This is a genomic window from Pseudonocardia kujensis, assembly GCF_021283305.1.
GTDB lineage: Bacteria > Actinomycetota > Actinomycetes > Mycobacteriales > Pseudonocardiaceae > Pseudonocardia > Pseudonocardia kujensis.
Genome location: NZ_JAJSOK010000007.1, coordinates 106,114 through 122,294, shown reverse-complemented (window position 1 = coordinate 122,294; position 16,181 = coordinate 106,114). Strand labels below are relative to the sequence as shown.

Genomic DNA, 16,181 nt, shown 5'->3' with positions numbered 1-16,181 from the left:
GCCGGGAGGGGGACTCATGGGCCGGTGGGGTGTGCGGGCGGCCGCGGGCGTGCTGGCCGCGGCGGCGACGGTGGCCGGGTGCGGCGTCGGTACCGGGCAGACGGCCCGGGACGGGGCGGCGCTCGACCCCTCGGTCACCGAGATCCGGATCGACAACCAGGCCGGCGGGATCACCGTGGTCGGCGACGGCGGCGCCTCGCTCGAACGGACCGTCACCTACCGCGGCGCGACGCCCACCGGACCGAGCCACCACCTGGAGGGCGGGGTCCTCGTCCTCGGCAGCTGCGGCGACGACTGCGCGGCCGAGTACACCGTGCACGTCCCCGCCGGGCTGCCGGTCACCGGGGGGACCCAGGCCGGCGGCCTCACGCTCACCCAGGTCGGGCCCGTCGACGTCGCGACCGAGGCCGGCGGGATCACCCTCGACGGTGTGACCGGCCCCGCCCGGGCGCGCACCGGCAACGGCACGATCACCGGGCGGACGCTGCGCGACGGCGACGTGCTGGCGCAGACCCGCAACGGCGACGTCACGCTCGGCCTCGTCACCCCGGCCAGCGTCCGGGCGGAGAGCCAGCGCGGCGACATCACCGTCGTCGTGCCCCGGGCGACGTACCGGGTGACGGCGCACACCGACCTCGGCGAGATGTCGCTCCGGGTCCCGGACGAGCCGGCGGCCGACCGCGTGCTGGACCTGCGGACCGAGGTCGGCGACGTCGTCCTCGCCCCCGCCTGAGCCGGCCGCGACCTGTCACCGCGCCCCGCGGGCGTGCAGGTCGGCGGCGCGGGTCGCGATCTGGTGCAGCGTGCACGGCCACACGACGCCCGACCCGGCGTTGCGGCAGGCGGAGCACCGGCCGCGGCGGTCCGGTACGTGCTCGGCGAGCAGGCGGCCGACGACGTCGGGCATGTCCGCCAGCACACCTGCCATCGGTCCGCTCCCGGGCGTGTACGTCCCGTCGCCTGCAGCCATTGCACCCTCCACGATCCGGTCCTGCGCCGCCGCCGGTGAGGGCGGCGACCCGACGGCGGGGACCGCCGTCGCGCGCGCCGTGCCCCTCGGCACGGCCCGACCGAATCAGTACCCGACGGCCGGGCGGGGACCCGCCCGGCCGCCCCGTACTAGAGGGTGAACTCGCCCGACGGCGTCGCGGACGGGTCGGCGTGCAGCTCGCCCTCGCGCCCCCGCAGCTCCACGCGGCGGATCTTGCCGGAGATCGTCTTGGGCAGCTCGTGGAACTCCAGCCGCCGGATCCGCTTGTACGGGGCGAGGTTGTCCCGCGCGAACTGCAGGATGTCCTTCGCGGTCTCCTCGTTCGGCTCGTAGCCCGCGGCCAGCACCACGTAGGCCTTCGGCACGGCCAGGCGCACCGGGTCCGGCGAGGGCACGATCGCGGCCTCGGCCACGGCCGGGTGCTCGATCAGCACGCTCTCCAGCTCGAACGGGCTGATCCGGTAGTCGGAGGCCTTGAAGACGTCGTCGGCCCGGCCGACGTAGGTGATGTAGCCGTCCGCGTCCCGGGAGCCGACGTCGCCGGTGTGGTAGTACCCGCCGGCCATCGCCTCGGCGTTGCGCTCCGGGTCGTCCTTGTAGCCCACCATGAGCCCGATCGGCCGCTGCGAGAGGTCGATGCAGATCTCGCCCTCGTCGGCCTTCTCCCCCGTCGCGGGGTCGATCAGCGCGATCGGGAAGCCCGGCATCGGCCGGCCCATGGAGCCCGGCTTGATCGGCGAGCCGGGAGGGTTCGCGATCTGGACGCTCGACTCGGTCTGCCCGAACCCGTCGCGGATCTTCAGCCCCCAGGCCTTCTCGACCTGCTCGATCACCTCGGGGTTGAGCGGCTCGCCGGCGCCGACGACCTTGGTCGGCGGCGTGCCGAGCCCGGACAGGTCGGCCTGGATCAGCATCCGCCACACCGTCGGCGGCGCGCAGAAGCTCGTGACGCCGAACTTGTCGAGCACGCCCAGCAGGTTCGACGCGTCGAACTTCGTGTAGTTCATGACGAGCACGGTCGCCTCGGCCAGCCAGGGCGCGAACACATTCGACCACGCGTGCTTGGCCCAGCCGGGCGAGGAGATGTTGAGGTGGACGTCGCCGGGCTCGAGCCCGATCCAGTACATCGTCGACAGGTGGCCGACCGGGTAGCTCTGGTGCGTGTGCTCGACGAGCTTCGGCTTGGCCGTGGTGCCCGAGGTGAAGTAGAGCAGCAGGGTGTCCGTGGCCTGCGTCGGCCCGTCCGGCGCGAAGACGGCGGACTTCTCGTAGGCCTCGGCGTAGTCCTCCCAGCCCTTCGGCGCGCCCCGGACGGAGATCCGGGTGTAGTCGCCGGGGACGTCGTCGAACTTCGCCGCGTCGTCCTTGCCCACGATCACGTGCTTCGCGTTGCCCCGGTCGACCCGGTCGCGCAGGTCCTCGGCCGTGAGCAGCGTGGTCGCCGGGATGACGACGGCACCCAGCTTCATCGCCGCCAGCAGCGTCTCCCACAGCTCCAGCTGGTTGGCCAGCATGAGGATGATGCGGTCGCCGCGGGCGACCCCCCGCTCACGCAGCCAGTTCGCCACCCGGTTGGACCGCTCGGAGAGCTCGGCGAAGGTCCACGACGCGTCGCTGCCGTCGGCCTCGATGATCCACAGCGCCTTGCGGGCGCCGCGCTCCGGATCGGCCGCGACGGCGTCGAAGTGGTCGATCGCCCAGTTGAACTCCGTGAGCTCGGGCCAGCGGAACTCACGCACGGCGGTGTCGTAGTCCGTGCGGTGCGCGAGCAGGAAGTCCCGCGCCGCGTAGAAGGCCGTGCTGCTGTCGGACATTGCACCTCACACAGGATTCGGCGGCTCTGCTCTGCGGGAACCCTATTCGAGATCGCCCGGTGCGCCACGTCCGGTCGGGCAGGTCCGCGAGGCCGCCGCGCCCCTCGAACGTGGCGGTGCGTCGGCCCCGCCCGCCTTGCGGGCGGGGCTAGCGTGCCGGACGTGGACGGGGCGAGGGCGCGCACGACCGGCGGACTCCTGGCGGGGGCGGCGCTGGCCGCGCTCCTCGCCGGCTGCGGAGGTGGTGCACCGCCCGCCCAGCAGGCGGGCGCGTCACCGGCCCCGCAGACGACCGCCCCGGCGACCCCCGACCCGTCGACGACCGTCCCCCGGGCCGCGCCGACCGGGACGACGCTGCTCTGGCCGGTCACCGACCTGCCCGCGGCCCAGGAGCTGCAGACCCGGGTCGACGGCGGCGCCCAGCCGTGGACGCTCGACCCCGAGGAGGTGGCGGTCAGCTACGCGACCACCACCTACGGCTGGACCGACCCCGAGCCGACGTCCACCGCCCCGGGCTCGGTCGATCTCACCGACCCGTCGGGCGGCACCGCGCACGTCACGCTCGTCCAGCCGGTCCGGGCCGGGCCGACGGGGATCTGGGTCGTGTCCGCCGCCACCCGCGGCTGACGGGTCCGGTCCGACGACACCGCCGTCCGTCGCGAACCCGATCACCAGAACGGGTGAAAGGGTCGCGAACCTGCTGCGTTCCGACGAGCGCCGCCGATTCCACCCGTGAGAGCCGTCCACACCGCCGGACGGCCAGCGCCAGGGAGCCACGCCATGATGACCAGCGACTCGGTCCAGCAGGACATGTTCACCGTGCTGCACGGGCAGCCCGCGCCCGTCGTCACGCGGTGGACCTACACCGCGACCGACCCGTTCGCGGTCACCCTCGCCGTCCGGACCAGGCAGGACCGCTGGGTCGAGTGGCTCGTGGCGCGCGACCTGGTCGTCGACGCCCTGTCCGGGCCGGCCGGCTACGGCGACATCCGGATGAGCCCCCAGCTCGTCCAGGGCTACGACATCGTCGAGATCGAGATCCGCTCCACCGACGGCCGCGCCGTGCTCGAGGTCGACCGCGACCTGCTGCGGCACTTCGTCGACTCGTCGGCGGAGCTGGTCCCGCTCGGTGAGGAGTCGGCCGTCCTGGACCTCGACCGGGTGATCGAGCAGATCACCCAGAGCTGCGAGGGCTGACCCCCGCGTCCCGCGCGCCGTCGACCCCGGGCACGCCGCCCGTGTCCGGGTCCGCATCGATCCGCGCGGCGGCGCTCGGCCGCTCCTGCGGCTCGGTCTCCTCCGCGTAGTCGCGGATCGCGTCGTCCTCCGCCTCGCCCGGCCGCTGGTCCTCGGCCAACGACCGCGCGACCTCGGGATCCTCCACCGGCGACTCGTCGAGCACCGGCTCCAGCCCCTCGTCCAGGTCGTGCACCGCGGCCTCCTCGGCCGACGCCGCCGCCCCGTCCACGCCGACGTCCTCGACCCCGGTCGCGGGGTCCTCGTCGACGGCCTCGCCGTCCGCGCCCGGGTCGCGCGCGACCAGCCGGCCGGTGCGGGTGGTGTCGCGGACCTCGTCCTCGTCGGCCTCCTCGCGCGCCAGGCGCTCGTCGAGCGTCTCGCCCTCGCGCTGACCCGCCGGCGTCACCGTCGGGTCGTCGACGCCGTAGGGCCGGTCGGCCGGCACGTAGCCGGCGTCGAGCGGGTCCGCGCCCGACGGACCCGTCAGCGTCTCCTCGTTGCCGAGCTGGAGGGCCTCCGCCAGGTCCGGCGACGTGTCGATGCCCCGCTCGTCGCTCTCGCGCTGCGCCATGATCCTCCGCTTCTCTCGTTCCCGGGCGCCGATGACGCCCACGTCCACGCCTACCCCGGACGCCGCCTCCGCACACGCGGCGTGGTCCGATAGGGCATGACCAGCGACAGCGGCCCGCAGGGCGCCCCGGCCCGGCCGGCGGGCGCGTCCCGGCCCGCCCGTTCCCGGGACTCCGCCGCCACCCGCCGGGCGCTGCTGGCCGCCGGCCGGGAACTGTTCGCCGGCATGGGCTACGAGGGCACCACGGTGCGTGCCGTCGCCGAACGCGCCGGTGTCAACCAGGCCCTGCTCTTCCGGCACTTCGGGTCGAAGGAGGGCCTGTTCGCGGAGGCCGTGACCGGGGAGGCGCTCGAGCTGCTGCAGGCCGGCCCACCGGACCAGGTCCTTCCCCGCACGCTGGCCGCGATCCTGGCCACGGACGACGGGGCCGCCGACGACGTCACCCTCTTCCTCGCCACCCTCCGCTCGGCCGGCAACACCGACGCCGCCGCCACGGTCCGGGAGACGCTGCGGGTGGCGTACGGCGGCACGCTCGCCCGGCTCGTCGCCACCGACGACCCGGCCGACGCCGACCTCCGCGCCGAGCTCGCCCTTGCCTGGCTGCTCGGAATCGCCCTGCTGCGCAAGGTGATCCGCAGCGAGGCGGTGGCCGGGGCCGACCCCGAGGTCGTGGTCGGGCACGTCACGCGGGCGGTCGGGGCCCTGTTCGGCCCGGCCGCGGAGGGCTGAGGGCGAGCCAGGCCGGTCAGCCGGCGTGGCGTGGCCCGCTCACGATCGGCTCCGCCCCACCGACGCCGTGCTCACCCACGCCGTGCTCACCCACGCCCTCCTCGGCGGGCCGCCCGAAGTTGTGGCGCAGGAGGACCCGGCTGCCGCGGCCGTCGAAGTGGACGAGCACGGTCTCGACCATGTGCTGCATGAGCAGCATCCCCCGGCCGCCCCGCTCGTCGCTGGTGACCGTGCCGCCCTCGCCCTGTGCGGGGCGCCAGCTGCCGTGGTCGGTGATCTCGATGCAGAGCGCCTCGCCCTCGGTCCAGAGGGTGAGCTCGACATCGCCGGGCCGGCCCTCCGGGTAGGCGTGCCGGACGGCGTTGGCGACGGCCTCGTCGACCGCCAGCACGACGTCGTCCTGCTGCTCGGTGCTCAGCCCCAGCGGCGCGAGCCAGCCGAGGAGCTCGCGGCGGATGACGCTGAGCTGAGCGGGGTTCGCGGGCCAGCTGCGGTGGACGTACTCGACGGAGTCGGCCAGGCCGGTGAGGTCGGCCTCGGCGCGGTCGCCGTCGCCGGTCACCTCGGCGAGCACGGCGGCCGGGTCGCTGGTCGGCTCGAACGGCTCGGTCGCGGTGACGTCGGCGTCCGGGAGCCGGGTCTGGTGCGGGATCTGTGCCGGGCAGGTCATGAGGATCAGCGCCTCTCGGTACGGGGAGCGTGCGGCCGGACTCCTGGGGGATGGCCCCGCGCGGCCCTTCGGGAAACACCGCTGGTCGAGCCCTCGCCACCGCTCGTCGCGGGCACCCGGCCGGCACGCCCTCCGGACGGACCGCAGCACCCGTCCGGGTGGCCGACAGCGCTGCCGCCGGCCGGCTCAGACCTCCGGGGCGGGCCTGCGCACCGGCCCGGGGCCGCCGTCGTCGGCGGGAATCCGCGCGGTCGGGTCCGCCGGGGTTTCGGCGGGCTCCCCGGCCTCGGACCCGTCGCCGTCCGGCCCCTCGGGGGCGTCGCTCGGCGGTGTCCCCCGTGCCCCGGCCCGCCGGTCGATCTCCTCGCCGACGTAGCGCAGGACCTCGGCCGCGACGGCCGCGACCGGCACCGCGAGGAAGGCCCCGGCGATGCCCCAGATCGCCCCGCCCGCGGTCACGGCCAGCAGCACGACCGCGCCGTGCAGGTTGAGGCTGCGGCTCTGCAGGATCGGCTGCAGGACGTTCCCCTCGATCTGCTGCACGGCGATGATGATCGCCAGCACGATCAGCGCCGTGGTGAAGCCCTTGGTCACCAGCGCGACCAGCACCGACAGTGCCCCGGCGACGAGCGCGCCGACGATCGGGACGAAACCGCCGAAGAAGGTCAGCACGGCCAGCGGCAGCGCCAGCGGCACGCCGAGGAGCACCAGGCCGAGGCCGATGAAGAAGGCGTCCACGAAGGCCACCAGCGCCTGCGTGCGGATGAAGCCGCCGAGGGTCCGCCACGCGCGCTGCAGCACGCCGGCGACGTGCCGGCCCGCGCGGGCGCCGGTCACGCGGGTGACCCAGGGGAGGAAGCGCGGGCCGTCCTTGACGAAGAAGAAGGCCAGCACGACGGCGAGCACGATGTTGAGCAGGCCGTTCGCGAACGCCGACACCCCGGTGAGCACGGTGCCGGCGATCGTCGAGGCGCTGGCCTGCAGCTGCCGGGTGATCGACTCGAGCACCCCGCCGATCTGGCCCTCGCCCAGGTTGAGCGGCGGCCCGGACACCCACTGCTGGATCTGCCCCAACCCGCCGGTGACGCCGGCCGCGATCTGGTCCGACTGCCCCGCCACCTGGGGTGCGATGAGGGTGATGATCCCGCCGAGCACCACGAGCGCGGCGACGAGGACCAGCAGCGCGGCCAACGCGGGCGGGAACCGGTGCGCGACCAGCCAGCCGACCGGGGGCCGCAGCACGGTCGCGAGGATCACGCCGAGGAGCACCGGGAACACGATCGGCCAGAGCGCGCCGACCACCAGCCCGAGCAGGATCGCGCCGAACGCGATCAGCAGGATCCGCCAGCTCCAGGTGGCCAGCCAGGTCAGCCCGCCGCCGATCACCGCCCCGCGGTCCGGAGGCGGGGTGACCCGTGCCGGTGCCGCGGGGGGCGGGGCGAGGGGCGACCCCGCGGCCCCGTCGGCCACCCCGTCGACGACCCGGTCGGCGGCCCCGTCGACGGCCCCGTCGGGGGCCCGGCCGGCCCGGCCCGCGGTCCCGTTGCGGACGGCGTCGGGGTCACCGCCGACGGCCGCCCTGCCGAGGCCGGCCCCGTTCGCCGGGATCGCCCGCCCCTCCTGGTCCGGACGCCCGCGCGGCTCGCGCGCCGGACGACCCGACGCGCCTCGGTCGGTCACACCGCCACCCCCGTCCCGCTCCCGCGGTCGGCCCGCTCAGCGGTCCCGGGGATGCCGCCGCAGCAGGTACGTGTCCATGATCCAGCCCTTGCGCTCCCGTGCCTCCGCCCGGATCCTCACGATCTCGTCACGGACCTCGAGGACCGGGCCGGACACGAGGAGCTCGTCCGGGCTGCCCACGTACGCCCCCCAGTACACCTCCACGTCGGCGACCTCGGCGTCGGGCAACCGTGCGAAGGCGGTGCCGCCGTCGAGCATCACCACGACGTCGTCGACGTCGGCGGGCAGCCCGGCCGCGATCCGGCGGCCGGTGGTGATGAGGACGGGCCGCCCGACCCGGTTGAGGATCAGCCGGTGCGCGGCCGCGAGCGCCTGCACGCTGGAGATGCCGGGGTAGGAGACGACCTCGATCCCCTCGACGTCCTCCAGCAGCCGCAGCGTGCCGTCGTAGAGGGACGGGTCGCCCCAAACGAGGAAGGCGCCGGTCTCGCCGTCGGCCAGCTCCTCGATCATCGACGCGTAGAGCGAGCCGCGCCGGTCCTGCCAGTCGACGACGGCGGCCGTGTAGCTCGCCGACCGCCCCGCCTCCCCGGCGCCGGCCCTCCGGTCCCGCTCGGGGTCCGCGGCCTCGACGACCCGGTAGCTCCCGGGCTCGAGGTGCCGGTCGAGGATCCCGGTCCGCAGCGCGGTGAGGTCCTCCTTCACCTCGCCCTTGTCGATGACGAAGACGACGTCGACACGCCTCAGCGCCGCCACCGCCTGCAATGTGAGGTGGTCGGGGTCCCCCGAGCCGATCCCGATCACGTACACCGTGCGCACCCGGACACCCTATGCGGGCGCGGGGCGCCGCCGGACGGCCCGCCCGACCGGTCTCGTCGGGTCGTCCGGCGTGACCGGACGGGTAGGGTCGCGGACCCGACCGGGTGATCTCGAGCGAGTGTCCCGGGGAGCTCCTCCGGGCCGCGGACCTGCAGCTGCACACCACTCGCACCGACACCATGCCCGGCGTCGTGGTGCGGGGGATGGCCGGCGGGGTGCCCGCGGTCGTCAGCCGGGTCGGCGGGCTGCCCGAGATCGTGACCCGCGAAGTCGGGCGCCAGGTCCCGTTGACCGCCGCCGCCATCGCCGCCGCGATCGTCGAGCTGGCGCGCGACGACGCGCTGCGCATCCGGCTCGGCCGCGCGGCTCGCACCCCCTCCCTCGAGCGCTTCGAGGCCGGCGGCTGGGTGGCGCGCCTGCGCGAGGTGTACGAGTCCGCTCTCGCCCATCCCGTGGGCACCGGCACCCGTTGGCGGGTTCTGCGCGCCGGACGGCCGCCGCGTGGTCCGACAGGGCGCCGGCACGTCCCGCAGCGACCCGGCGCGGCGCACCGTTACACGCCCGCGCCGTGATCCCGCCCGGCGTCGCCCGCCGTGCGGTCCGCGGGGAGCGGCGTCCCGTTCGCCGGTCGAGGCCGGCTCGTGACCTGCGTCCGGATCGCCACGAGCGGCTTCGACGGCGGGAAACGACGTCTCGTCCCTCGGGGGCATCCGCTCGGCGCGCCGGGGGCCGTTCGGCCCGCGCGGCGATCACGGGACGGTTACGGTCACTCCTGCCGGTGGGAACGACGTCCACCGGCACGCCCGGTCGGCCCGTCCTGCCTGCCCGCCGACACTCCCCCGGGCGCCCAACCCCCGGCACGGGGCAGGCGCGGCGCGGTTGCTCCCCGGCTCCCCGCACGCCCGCGGACGGCGAGGAACGATGCATGTCCGACACGTGTGTGGCACCGCGCGCGGTGTTCGTGCCGAGCTCCCGGCACAGTGCCGAGGACCGCTCCGACGGCCAGGGCCTGTCCGCCGCGGACCTGATCGCCCGGCTCAGGGCCTCGTCCACCGCCCCGCCGTCCGGCGGCCGCCGGGCCCGGCGCGCCGCCGAGACCGACCGCGCCGCCGAGACCGACCGGGCGGACGAGGCTCCGGCCTCCCCCCTCGGCGTTCCCGCGGCCGAGGGGCGCGCCCCCGAGCGACCCCGGACCGACGAGGCCCCGTCCGCGATCGCCCCGCCGGCCGCGCCGGCGCGGTCCGCGCCGCTCCCCGCGCCGCAGGACCGCCCCGCCGACGAGCCGCCCGCCGGTCTCACCGGCTCCTTCTTCACCTCCGGCCTCGGCTCGGGCCGCGGCGGCGACGGCCTCTCGTCGAGCGGCGTCCTCCCCGCCCTGACCGCCGCGATCCGCTCGCCGAAGGCCGTCGCGGCCGCGGCGACCGTGACCGTCATGGGCGCCACCGCGGTCCTCACCGGCCTGCCGACCCCGGGCGGCGAGATCGCCCAGGCCACCGGCGTCGACTCCCCGGCGGTCCGCCTGGCCGCGGCCGACGCCACGCTGACCGGCGGCGCGGACGCGAGCAGCGACGACGACACCGGCACCGCGGGCGGCGACCGGCCCACCCAGGTCCTGCCCGCCGTGCAGGACGGTCCCGGCGCCGTCGGCGGCTCGATGCGGTCCGCCTTCGGCACCGCCATGGGCACGCTGCCGCAGGTGTTCGAGAAGGCCGACGCCGCCGGCATCGCCGCGGTCCAGAAGGCCGAGGCCGCGAAGGCGGCCGACGAGCAGCGGAACGCGCTGCGCCGGGCCGCGCAGTCCGCGGCCGGTGGCATCGGCGACACGGTCGGCGACGCGGTCGGCGGCGCGGTCGACGACGCCGTCGGGCAGGCCACCGGCGCCGGGGCGAAGGCCCTCGCCGCGGCCCGCACCAAGCTCGGCGTGCCCTACCAGTGGGGCGCCAGCGGCCCGAACGCCTTCGACTGCTCCGGCCTCACCTCGTGGGCCTTCAAGCAGGCCGGGATCAGCATCCCCCGCACGTCCGCGGCCCAGTCGACCTTCGGCACCGCGGTCAGCAAGGACCAGCTGCAGCCCGGCGACCTGGTGTTCTTCTACTCGCCGGTGAGCCACGTGGGCATCTACATGGGCGGCGGCAAGATCCTGCACGCCAGCACCAGCGGCGAGCCGGTGAAGATCTCGAACATGGCGGACATGCCGTTCCACAACGCCCGCCGGGTCTGACGGGCGACGCGGGCCCCGCCCCGGGGGCCCGCCCGGCGCGACCGGGCCCCCGGGGTCGGCGACCGAGCACTGCTCGGCGTCGATGCTCGCTCCGCACGCTCCGCTCGGCGTCGATGCTCGCTCCGCACGCTCCGCTCGGCGTCGATGCTCGCTCCGCACGCTCCGCTCGGCGTCGATGCTCGCTCCGCACGCTCCGCTCGGCGTCGATGCTCGCTCCGCACGCTCCGCTCAGCCCAGCAGCGGCTTCACCTTCGTGCCGAAGTCGTGGACGCCCTTCTCGAAGTCGTCGAAGGTGAACATCATCCCCTTGACACCGGGCATCGTCGCGACCTGGTCGATCTGCCGCGCGACCGTCTCGTAGCTGCCGACCAGGGTGGCCATGTTGAAGTTCACGGCCCCTTCCGGCAGGTTGATCATCTTGGCGGTGCCGCCCGAGTCGGTCCCGCTGTCCTTGCCGCCCTCGTCGGCCATGTAGCCGAGCGCCCCGGCGTCGGCCCCGGCCTGGTAGGAGTCCCACTTGGCGCGGGCCTCCTCGTCCGTGTCGGCCATGATCGCCATGAACAACGGGAGCGACCCGACGTCCCGGCCGGTCTGCTCGGCCGCCTTGGCCAGCCGCTGGGTGGGCTCGCGATAGACCTCGGGGTCGTTGACACCGGGGCTCAGGATGAAGTTGTAGTCGCCCTGCTCGGCGACCATCCGCATGCCGCGGTCGGACTGACCGGCGCAGACGATGTCGATGTGCCCGCTCGGCGTCGGCGAGAGCACGCAGTCCTCCATCTGGAAGTACTGCCCCTTGAAGTCGCTGCGGCCCTTCTCCCACAGCTCCCGCATGACCTGGACGTACTCGGTCGAGTAGTCGTAGCGGTAGCCGTAGTACTCGTCGCCCGGCCACAGGCCCATCTGCGTGTACTCGCCGCTGGCCCAGCCGGACACGATGTTGATGCCGAAGCGGCCCGGCGCGATCGAGTCGATGGTCGTCGCCATGCGGGCCACCATCGCGGGCGGCAGCGTGAGCACCGCCGTCGAGGCGTAGAGCTTGATCTTCTCCGTGACGGCCGCCAGGCCCGCCATCAGCGTGAACGACTCGAGCGCGTGGTCCCAGAACTCGACCTTGCCGCCGAAGCCGCGCAGCTTGATCATCGACAGCGCGAACGCGAAGTCCTGCGCCTCCGCCTCCTGCACGATGCGCTTGTTCAGGTCGAACGTGGGCATGTACTGGGGCGAGTTCTCGGAGATCAGCCAGCCGTTGTTGGCGATGGGGATGAAGACGCCGAAGTCCATGACGTGTCCTTCTTCTCGGGGGTCGGGCCGGCCGGGGCGGGCCGGAGTACGGGGGCGACCTCGCGGGCGAGCAGCTCGACGGAGGCCAGGGCGTCGCCGACGGGCATGCCGGCCCAGTCGGTGCGCAGCACGAAGTGGTCCACGCCCAGCTCCCGCCACGGCAGCAGCGCCGCGAGGCAGTCCTCGGGTGAGCCCACCACGAATCGGTCCTCCGCGAGCTCCACGAAATCCCGATCGAACGACTCCTTTACCGGCATGACACGGTCCTGGCCCCAGTCGGAGTAGACCTTGTACTTCCCGGCGAGGTACGGCCGCGCCAGCTCGACCGCCCGCTCCCGCGTCGGCGCGCAGTAGATCTCCCGCATCAGCGGCAGCTCGCGCGCCGGTTCCCGGCCGGCGCCCGCCCGCTCGGCGCGGAACAGGTCGAGCTGGCGGCGGATGGTCGCGGTCGTGGCGTGGGGGTTGATCATCCAGGTGTCGGCGAGCCGGGCGGCCCGCTTCACGGCGGCGTCGGAGTTCGCCGCCATCCAGACGGGCGGGCGGCCCGCGGGTCGCGTGGTGGAGCGGACGCCGTCGAGCCTGCACCAGTCGTTGTCCGCGTACACCGGCTCGCCCGACCACATCTCCCGGACGATCCGCAGGTTCTCCTCGAAACGTCGGACCTTCTGCCCCGGCGGGATCCCGAAGGCGGCGTACTCGACCTCCCGGTACCCCAGCCCGACGCCGAAGACCGACCTGCCGCCGCAGACCGCGTCGAGGCTCGCGAAGTTCTCCGCGGTGTCGACGGGGTTGTGCAGCGCGAGCAGGTGGATGCCGGTGCCGATCCGCATGTCCCCGGCGTCGGCGGCGAGCCGGGCGAGCCACGGCAGCGGCTGGATGTGCGAGAACGACTCCGGGAGGTGGTGCTGGCCGGCGAAGACCGAGTCCAGCCCGCCGTCGCGGGCCGCCCGCACCAGCGAGAGCTGCTCCGCCAGCGCCTCGACCGGGTCCCGCCCGGCGGGCTGCTGGTGGGTCAGGAAGACCCCGACCTGCACCCGTCCGTCAGGCACGACACGCCTCGGCGAAGTCGGCTGCCGCGGTGCCGTCGCCGAGCGACAGCACGGCGTTGAGCACCCGGTCCGCGGTCGCGGCGTCGGCGACCCGGCCGATGGTCTCCCGGAACTTGGCCACGACCTCGTCGTTGGTGAGCGGGCGCTCGTCGTGCCCGCGGTTGACCTGCTCGCGGTGCCGCAACACCCGCCCGTCGGCCAGCTCGATCTCGACGGCGCCCGAGTAGGCGGCCGGGAAGGCGCTGTCCGGGTCCTCGGCGACCCGCACCTTCTGCGCGAGGTCGAGGATCGCGGCGTCGCCCAGGGCGTCGTCCTCCAGCTCGGCCAGCGTGAAACGCCCACGGGTCAGGGACGCGGCGACGACGAACGGCAGGCTGAACTTGGCGTCGTACTCGTCGCGCGGGGCCCACTTCGCCTCGGCCGGCTCGCAGACGACCTTGCCCGGCACCGGGTGGATCGCGCAGCGGATCTCCCTGATCCCTGCCTCGCCGATCTCCGGGCGCAGCAGGAGCACCGAGTCGGCGAACGCGTGGATGAAGTGGCAGATCGGGTAGGGCTTGACGGCCGTGCGCACCAGCTCCCAGGTCTCCCCCAGCGCCTCGCCGACGGCCTCGGGGTGGGTCTCGCGCCCGGCGAGGTGGGTGTTGTAGAGCCCGAACCGGCCCTCGTAGACCGCGGGCGGGCCGCTCCAGCCGGCCTTGGCGAAGCTCGCCGCGGTCAGCCCGGACATCGCCGCCCAGCCCGGGTGCAGGCGCTTGGTCCAGGCGCCGTCGGCGAGGAACTCCAGCAGCCCGGCGCTCATCGACCCGACGACGCCCTGGGCCGCGGCCAGGCCGTCGGCGTCGAGCCCGGCGATCTTGCCGGCCGCCACGGAGGCACCGAACGCGCCGGCGACCGCGGTCGGGTGGAAGCCGACGTCGTGGAAGCCGCCGGCGCCGCCCATCCCGACGCGCGCGGACACCTCGACACCGAGGATGTAGGCGAGCAGCAGGTCCTCGGTGGTGGCGCCGCGGCTCACGGCGGCGGAGATCGCGGCGGGCAGCGCCGCGGCGGAGACGTGCGTGACGGCCGGGATGTGGGTGTCGTCGAAGTCCATGCCGTGGATCAGCACGCCGTTGAGCACCGCGGCGTCGCGCGGCGAGAGCCGCTCCGCCATCCCGAGCACCGGGTGGGTGCCGCCGCCGAAGGCGGACAGCGCCTCGAGCGCGACGGTCGGGAAGCCGTAGGCGGTGGACGCGAAGGCCAGCCCTACCGCGTCGAGGATCAGGTGCCGGGCACGCTCGACGACCTCGGCGGGCACGTCGGACAGCGCGGCACGGGCGGCGAACTCGCCGACCCGGCCGGCGAGCGCGGTGCTGATCGGCGTCGGAGTGGTCGCGGCCGGGGTGGTCGGCTCGGGGGTGGTCTTCTCCGGGCTGAGGGTCATCGGTGAGCCTCCTGGTCGAGGGCGGACGATACGTCAGACGTATGCGCGCTGGGAAGGGGTCAGGCCGAGATGGGCGGTGTGCGCGTGTGGTGGTGGGTGCGGTCCTGGAACAGCTGGGCCGCCCGCAGCGCGGTCGCCTCGCCGTGGGGCGGGGCGATGAGCAGCGCCGAGACCGGGCAGCCGTCGGGCGCGAACCCGGTCGGGACGGCGAGGCCCGGGGCGCCGGTGAGGTTGCCGAGCATCGTCGCGCGCGACTGCGCGGCGTAGAGCGGGTACTGCTCGCCGTCGACGGTCACGGTGCAGTCCGGCAGCCGCGGGGCCGTGGCCGGCGTCGTCGGGACGACGACGAGGTCGGCGCCCGCGAACACGCCGTCGAGCTCGGCCTGCAGCTCGGCGCGGAACTGCAGGGCCCGCAGGTAGTCGCTCGCCGAGGTGGTGATCCCCTGGCTGATCCGCTTGACGGTCACCGGGTCGTACTCGCCCCAGCGCGCGGTGTCGATCCGGTGCAGGGCTGCGGCCTCGGTGAACACGATCTCGTAGCCGATCGGCAGGGCCCGCTCGGCCGACGGGACCTCCCCGGGGACGATCTCCGCGCCGGCGTCGACCAGGACGTCGACCAGCTGGTCGACCCCCGCCCGGACCGCACCGTCACAGAGCTCGGTGAGGTAGCCGCCGGGCACCGCGACCCGCAGGCCGCGCAGGTCCGCGGGCGGCCGCAGACACGCGTCCGACATCCGGGGGTCGACCCCGTCGGGCCCGCGGAGCAGGGCGAACACCAGGGCCACGGTGCGGGCGTCGCGGGCCAGCGGGCCGACCGTCTCGGTGGTCCACGACAGCGGGACGACGCCGGTGCGCGGGATCGCGCCCGCCGTCGGCTTGAGCCCGGTGAGCCCGCACCAGGCGCTGGGCAGCCGCACCGAGCCGCCGACGTCCGTCCCGAGGCCGAACGGGACGGCGCCGGCCGCCACCGCCGCGGCCGTGCCGGTCGACGACCCGCCGGCCCAGCGCTCGCGGTCCCAGGGGTTGCGGCACGCCCCGGTCAGCGGCGGGTGCGGCCCGCCGACCGCGAACTCGGTGGTGGCGTCCTTCGAGACCGGGATCGCGCCGTGCGCCTCCAGCCGCGCGACGACCGCGGCCGAGGCCGCGGCGGGCCCGGCGTCGGCCCGGGTGCGCGACGCCGCCGTGGTCGGGACGCCCTCGACGTCGATCACGTCCTTGACCGCGAACGGCACACCCTCGAGCAGCCGCGGGGTCTCCCGCCGGTCCGCCGCGGCCGCGCGCTCCGCGGCCCGCCCGTGCAGGAACCGGATGGTGCTGTTCAGCTCGGCGTGCACGCGTTCCAGTCCGGCGAGGGCGGCGGCGACGCGCGCGGAGGCCGGGCCGCTCCCCCGCAGCCGCGCCGCGGTGGCACGCAGCCCGGGGGCACCGTCGAGGTCGAGCCCGGCGACCGCGTCGAGCCCGTCGCCGGTCGCGTCGCGCACCGGTTCCCGCAGCCAGGCCTCCCCGCGGAACGGGTCGGCGGTCTCCGGGCGCACCGGCAGATCGCGCAGGGCGGCGGCGGCCGGCTCGGCGGCCGCCACCGCCTCGGCCATGTCCTTCACCTGCGCCGGGTCGAGGGTGTAGCCGAGCCGGGCCGCCAGCGCGCCGAGCTCCTCGGGCGAGCTCATGCGGCGCCCGTCCTCGTACGGGGA

General features: G+C 75.2%; 16 protein-coding genes. 6 read left to right on the top strand and 10 right to left on the bottom strand.

Features of this window, described 5'->3' with window-relative positions; translation table 11 throughout:
• Positions 1 to 16 precede the first annotated feature (16 nt).
• Positions 17 to 733 carry a DUF4097 family beta strand repeat-containing protein gene (locus tag LWC35_RS07870; RefSeq protein ID WP_232869273.1) on the top strand — a complete coding sequence of 239 codons (717 nt, stop codon included), beginning with the start codon at positions 17 to 19 and terminating at the stop codon, positions 731 to 733.
• A 15-nt stretch (positions 734 to 748) separates the two neighbouring features.
• Here LWC35_RS07870 and LWC35_RS07865 read toward each other — a convergent pair whose 3' ends face one another.
• Together LWC35_RS07865 and LWC35_RS07860 are read right to left on the bottom strand one after the other, a co-directional pair.
• Positions 749 to 928, bottom strand: coding sequence for a hypothetical protein (locus LWC35_RS07865; protein ID WP_232869272.1), 180 nt, complete (start codon positions 926 to 928; stop codon positions 749 to 751).
• Positions 929 to 1,119: 191 nt separating this feature from the next.
• Complete coding sequence (locus tag LWC35_RS07860; RefSeq protein WP_232869271.1) at positions 1,120 to 2,805, bottom strand: AMP-binding protein; 1,686 nt, start codon at positions 2,803 to 2,805, stop codon at positions 1,120 to 1,122.
• A 162-nt stretch (positions 2,806 to 2,967) separates the two neighbouring features.
• Here LWC35_RS07860 and LWC35_RS07855 point away from each other — a divergent pair, with 162 nt between their 5' ends.
• Positions 2,968 to 3,432, top strand: a complete 465-nt coding sequence (locus tag LWC35_RS07855; RefSeq protein WP_232869270.1) for a hypothetical protein — start codon at positions 2,968 to 2,970, stop codon at positions 3,430 to 3,432.
• A gap of 153 nt (positions 3,433 to 3,585) precedes the next feature.
• A complete protein-coding gene (locus tag LWC35_RS07850; RefSeq protein WP_232869268.1) occupies positions 3,586 to 4,002 on the top strand; it encodes an SsgA family sporulation/cell division regulator in 417 nt (138 codons plus the stop codon).
• Here LWC35_RS07850 and LWC35_RS07845 read toward each other — a convergent pair.
• A complete protein-coding gene (locus LWC35_RS07845; protein ID WP_232869267.1) occupies positions 3,980 to 4,615 on the bottom strand; it encodes a DUF5709 domain-containing protein in 636 nt (211 codons plus the stop codon). The two genes, LWC35_RS07850 and LWC35_RS07845, sit on opposite strands and share 23 nt — an antisense overlap.
• Before the next feature lie 96 nt (positions 4,616 to 4,711).
• Between LWC35_RS07845 and LWC35_RS07840 the strand changes: the two genes are divergently transcribed.
• Positions 4,712 to 5,344, top strand: coding sequence for a TetR/AcrR family transcriptional regulator (locus LWC35_RS07840; protein ID WP_232869265.1), 633 nt, complete (start codon positions 4,712 to 4,714; stop codon positions 5,342 to 5,344).
• Between the two features lie 16 nt (positions 5,345 to 5,360).
• Here the strand turns inward: LWC35_RS07840 and LWC35_RS07835 are convergent, their stop codons facing one another.
• From LWC35_RS07835 to cobF, 3 genes are all read right to left on the bottom strand, one after another.
• Complete coding sequence (locus LWC35_RS07835) at positions 5,361 to 6,014, bottom strand: ATP-binding protein (protein ID WP_232869264.1); 654 nt, start codon at positions 6,012 to 6,014, stop codon at positions 5,361 to 5,363.
• Between the two features lie 186 nt (positions 6,015 to 6,200).
• Complete coding sequence (locus tag LWC35_RS07830) at positions 6,201 to 7,694, bottom strand: AI-2E family transporter (RefSeq protein ID WP_232869262.1); 1,494 nt, start codon at positions 7,692 to 7,694, stop codon at positions 6,201 to 6,203.
• Positions 7,695 to 7,730: 36 nt separating this feature from the next.
• Positions 7,731 to 8,513 (bottom strand): precorrin-6A synthase (deacetylating), encoded by a 783-nt coding sequence (gene cobF, locus LWC35_RS07825; protein ID WP_232869255.1) that lies wholly within the window; start codon positions 8,511 to 8,513, stop codon positions 7,731 to 7,733.
• 104 nt (positions 8,514 to 8,617) lie between these two features.
• Here cobF and LWC35_RS07820 point away from each other — a divergent pair, with 104 nt between their 5' ends.
• Together LWC35_RS07820 and LWC35_RS07815 are read left to right on the top strand one after the other, a co-directional pair.
• Positions 8,618 to 9,085 (top strand): glycosyltransferase, encoded by a 468-nt coding sequence (locus LWC35_RS07820; RefSeq protein ID WP_232869253.1) that lies wholly within the window; start codon positions 8,618 to 8,620, stop codon positions 9,083 to 9,085.
• 353 nt (positions 9,086 to 9,438) lie between these two features.
• Positions 9,439 to 10,734: an NlpC/P60 family protein gene (locus LWC35_RS07815; RefSeq protein ID WP_232869251.1), complete on the top strand. Its 1,296-nt coding sequence runs from the start codon at positions 9,439 to 9,441 to the stop codon at positions 10,732 to 10,734.
• Positions 10,735 to 10,962: 228 nt separating this feature from the next.
• Here the strand turns inward: LWC35_RS07815 and rutA are convergent, their stop codons facing one another.
• Genes rutA through LWC35_RS07795 form a run of 4 tightly spaced genes read right to left on the bottom strand, consistent with a single transcriptional unit; the run spans position 10,963 to position 16,157 of the window.
• Complete coding sequence (gene rutA, locus LWC35_RS07810) at positions 10,963 to 12,015, bottom strand: pyrimidine utilization protein A (RefSeq protein WP_232869250.1); 1,053 nt, start codon at positions 12,013 to 12,015, stop codon at positions 10,963 to 10,965.
• Complete coding sequence (locus LWC35_RS07805) at positions 11,970 to 13,064, bottom strand: LLM class flavin-dependent oxidoreductase (protein WP_232869249.1); 1,095 nt, start codon at positions 13,062 to 13,064, stop codon at positions 11,970 to 11,972. The genes rutA and LWC35_RS07805 overlap by 46 nt, the downstream gene beginning before the upstream one ends.
• Entirely contained in the window at positions 13,057 to 14,490 is a 1,434-nt protein-coding gene (locus LWC35_RS07800) for an MmgE/PrpD family protein (protein WP_232869247.1), read from the bottom strand. Before LWC35_RS07800 ends, LWC35_RS07805 begins: the two co-directional genes overlap by 8 nt.
• A gap of 59 nt (positions 14,491 to 14,549) precedes the next feature.
• A complete protein-coding gene (locus tag LWC35_RS07795; protein ID WP_232869245.1) occupies positions 14,550 to 16,157 on the bottom strand; it encodes an amidase in 1,608 nt (535 codons plus the stop codon).
• Between the last annotated feature and the right edge of the window lie 24 nt (positions 16,158 to 16,181).

What these genes read in the sequence shown, in the direction of transcription:
- LWC35_RS07870 (WP_232869273.1), top strand. Translation starts at nt 17, where the DNA reads ATGGGCCGGTGGGGTGTGCGGGCGGCCGCGGGCGTGCTGGCCGCGGCG.
- LWC35_RS07865 (WP_232869272.1), bottom strand. Translation starts at nt 928, where the DNA reads ATGGCAGGTGTGCTGGCGGACATGCCCGACGTCGTCGGCCGCCTGCTC.
- LWC35_RS07860 (WP_232869271.1), bottom strand. Translation starts at nt 2,805, where the DNA reads ATGTCCGACAGCAGCACGGCCTTCTACGCGGCGCGGGACTTCCTGCTC.
- LWC35_RS07850 (WP_232869268.1), top strand. Translation starts at nt 3,586, where the DNA reads ATGATGACCAGCGACTCGGTCCAGCAGGACATGTTCACCGTGCTGCAC.
- LWC35_RS07845 (WP_232869267.1), bottom strand. Translation starts at nt 4,615, where the DNA reads ATGGCGCAGCGCGAGAGCGACGAGCGGGGCATCGACACGTCGCCGGAC.
- LWC35_RS07840 (WP_232869265.1), top strand. Translation starts at nt 4,712, where the DNA reads ATGACCAGCGACAGCGGCCCGCAGGGCGCCCCGGCCCGGCCGGCGGGC.
- LWC35_RS07835 (WP_232869264.1), bottom strand. Translation starts at nt 6,014, where the DNA reads ATGACCTGCCCGGCACAGATCCCGCACCAGACCCGGCTCCCGGACGCC.
- LWC35_RS07815 (WP_232869251.1), top strand. Translation starts at nt 9,439, where the DNA reads ATGTCCGACACGTGTGTGGCACCGCGCGCGGTGTTCGTGCCGAGCTCC.
- rutA (WP_232869250.1), bottom strand. Translation starts at nt 12,015, where the DNA reads ATGGACTTCGGCGTCTTCATCCCCATCGCCAACAACGGCTGGCTGATC.
- LWC35_RS07800 (WP_232869247.1), bottom strand. Translation starts at nt 14,490, where the DNA reads ATGACCCTCAGCCCGGAGAAGACCACCCCCGAGCCGACCACCCCGGCC.
- LWC35_RS07795 (WP_232869245.1), bottom strand. Translation starts at nt 16,157, where the DNA reads ATGAGCTCGCCCGAGGAGCTCGGCGCGCTGGCGGCCCGGCTCGGCTAC.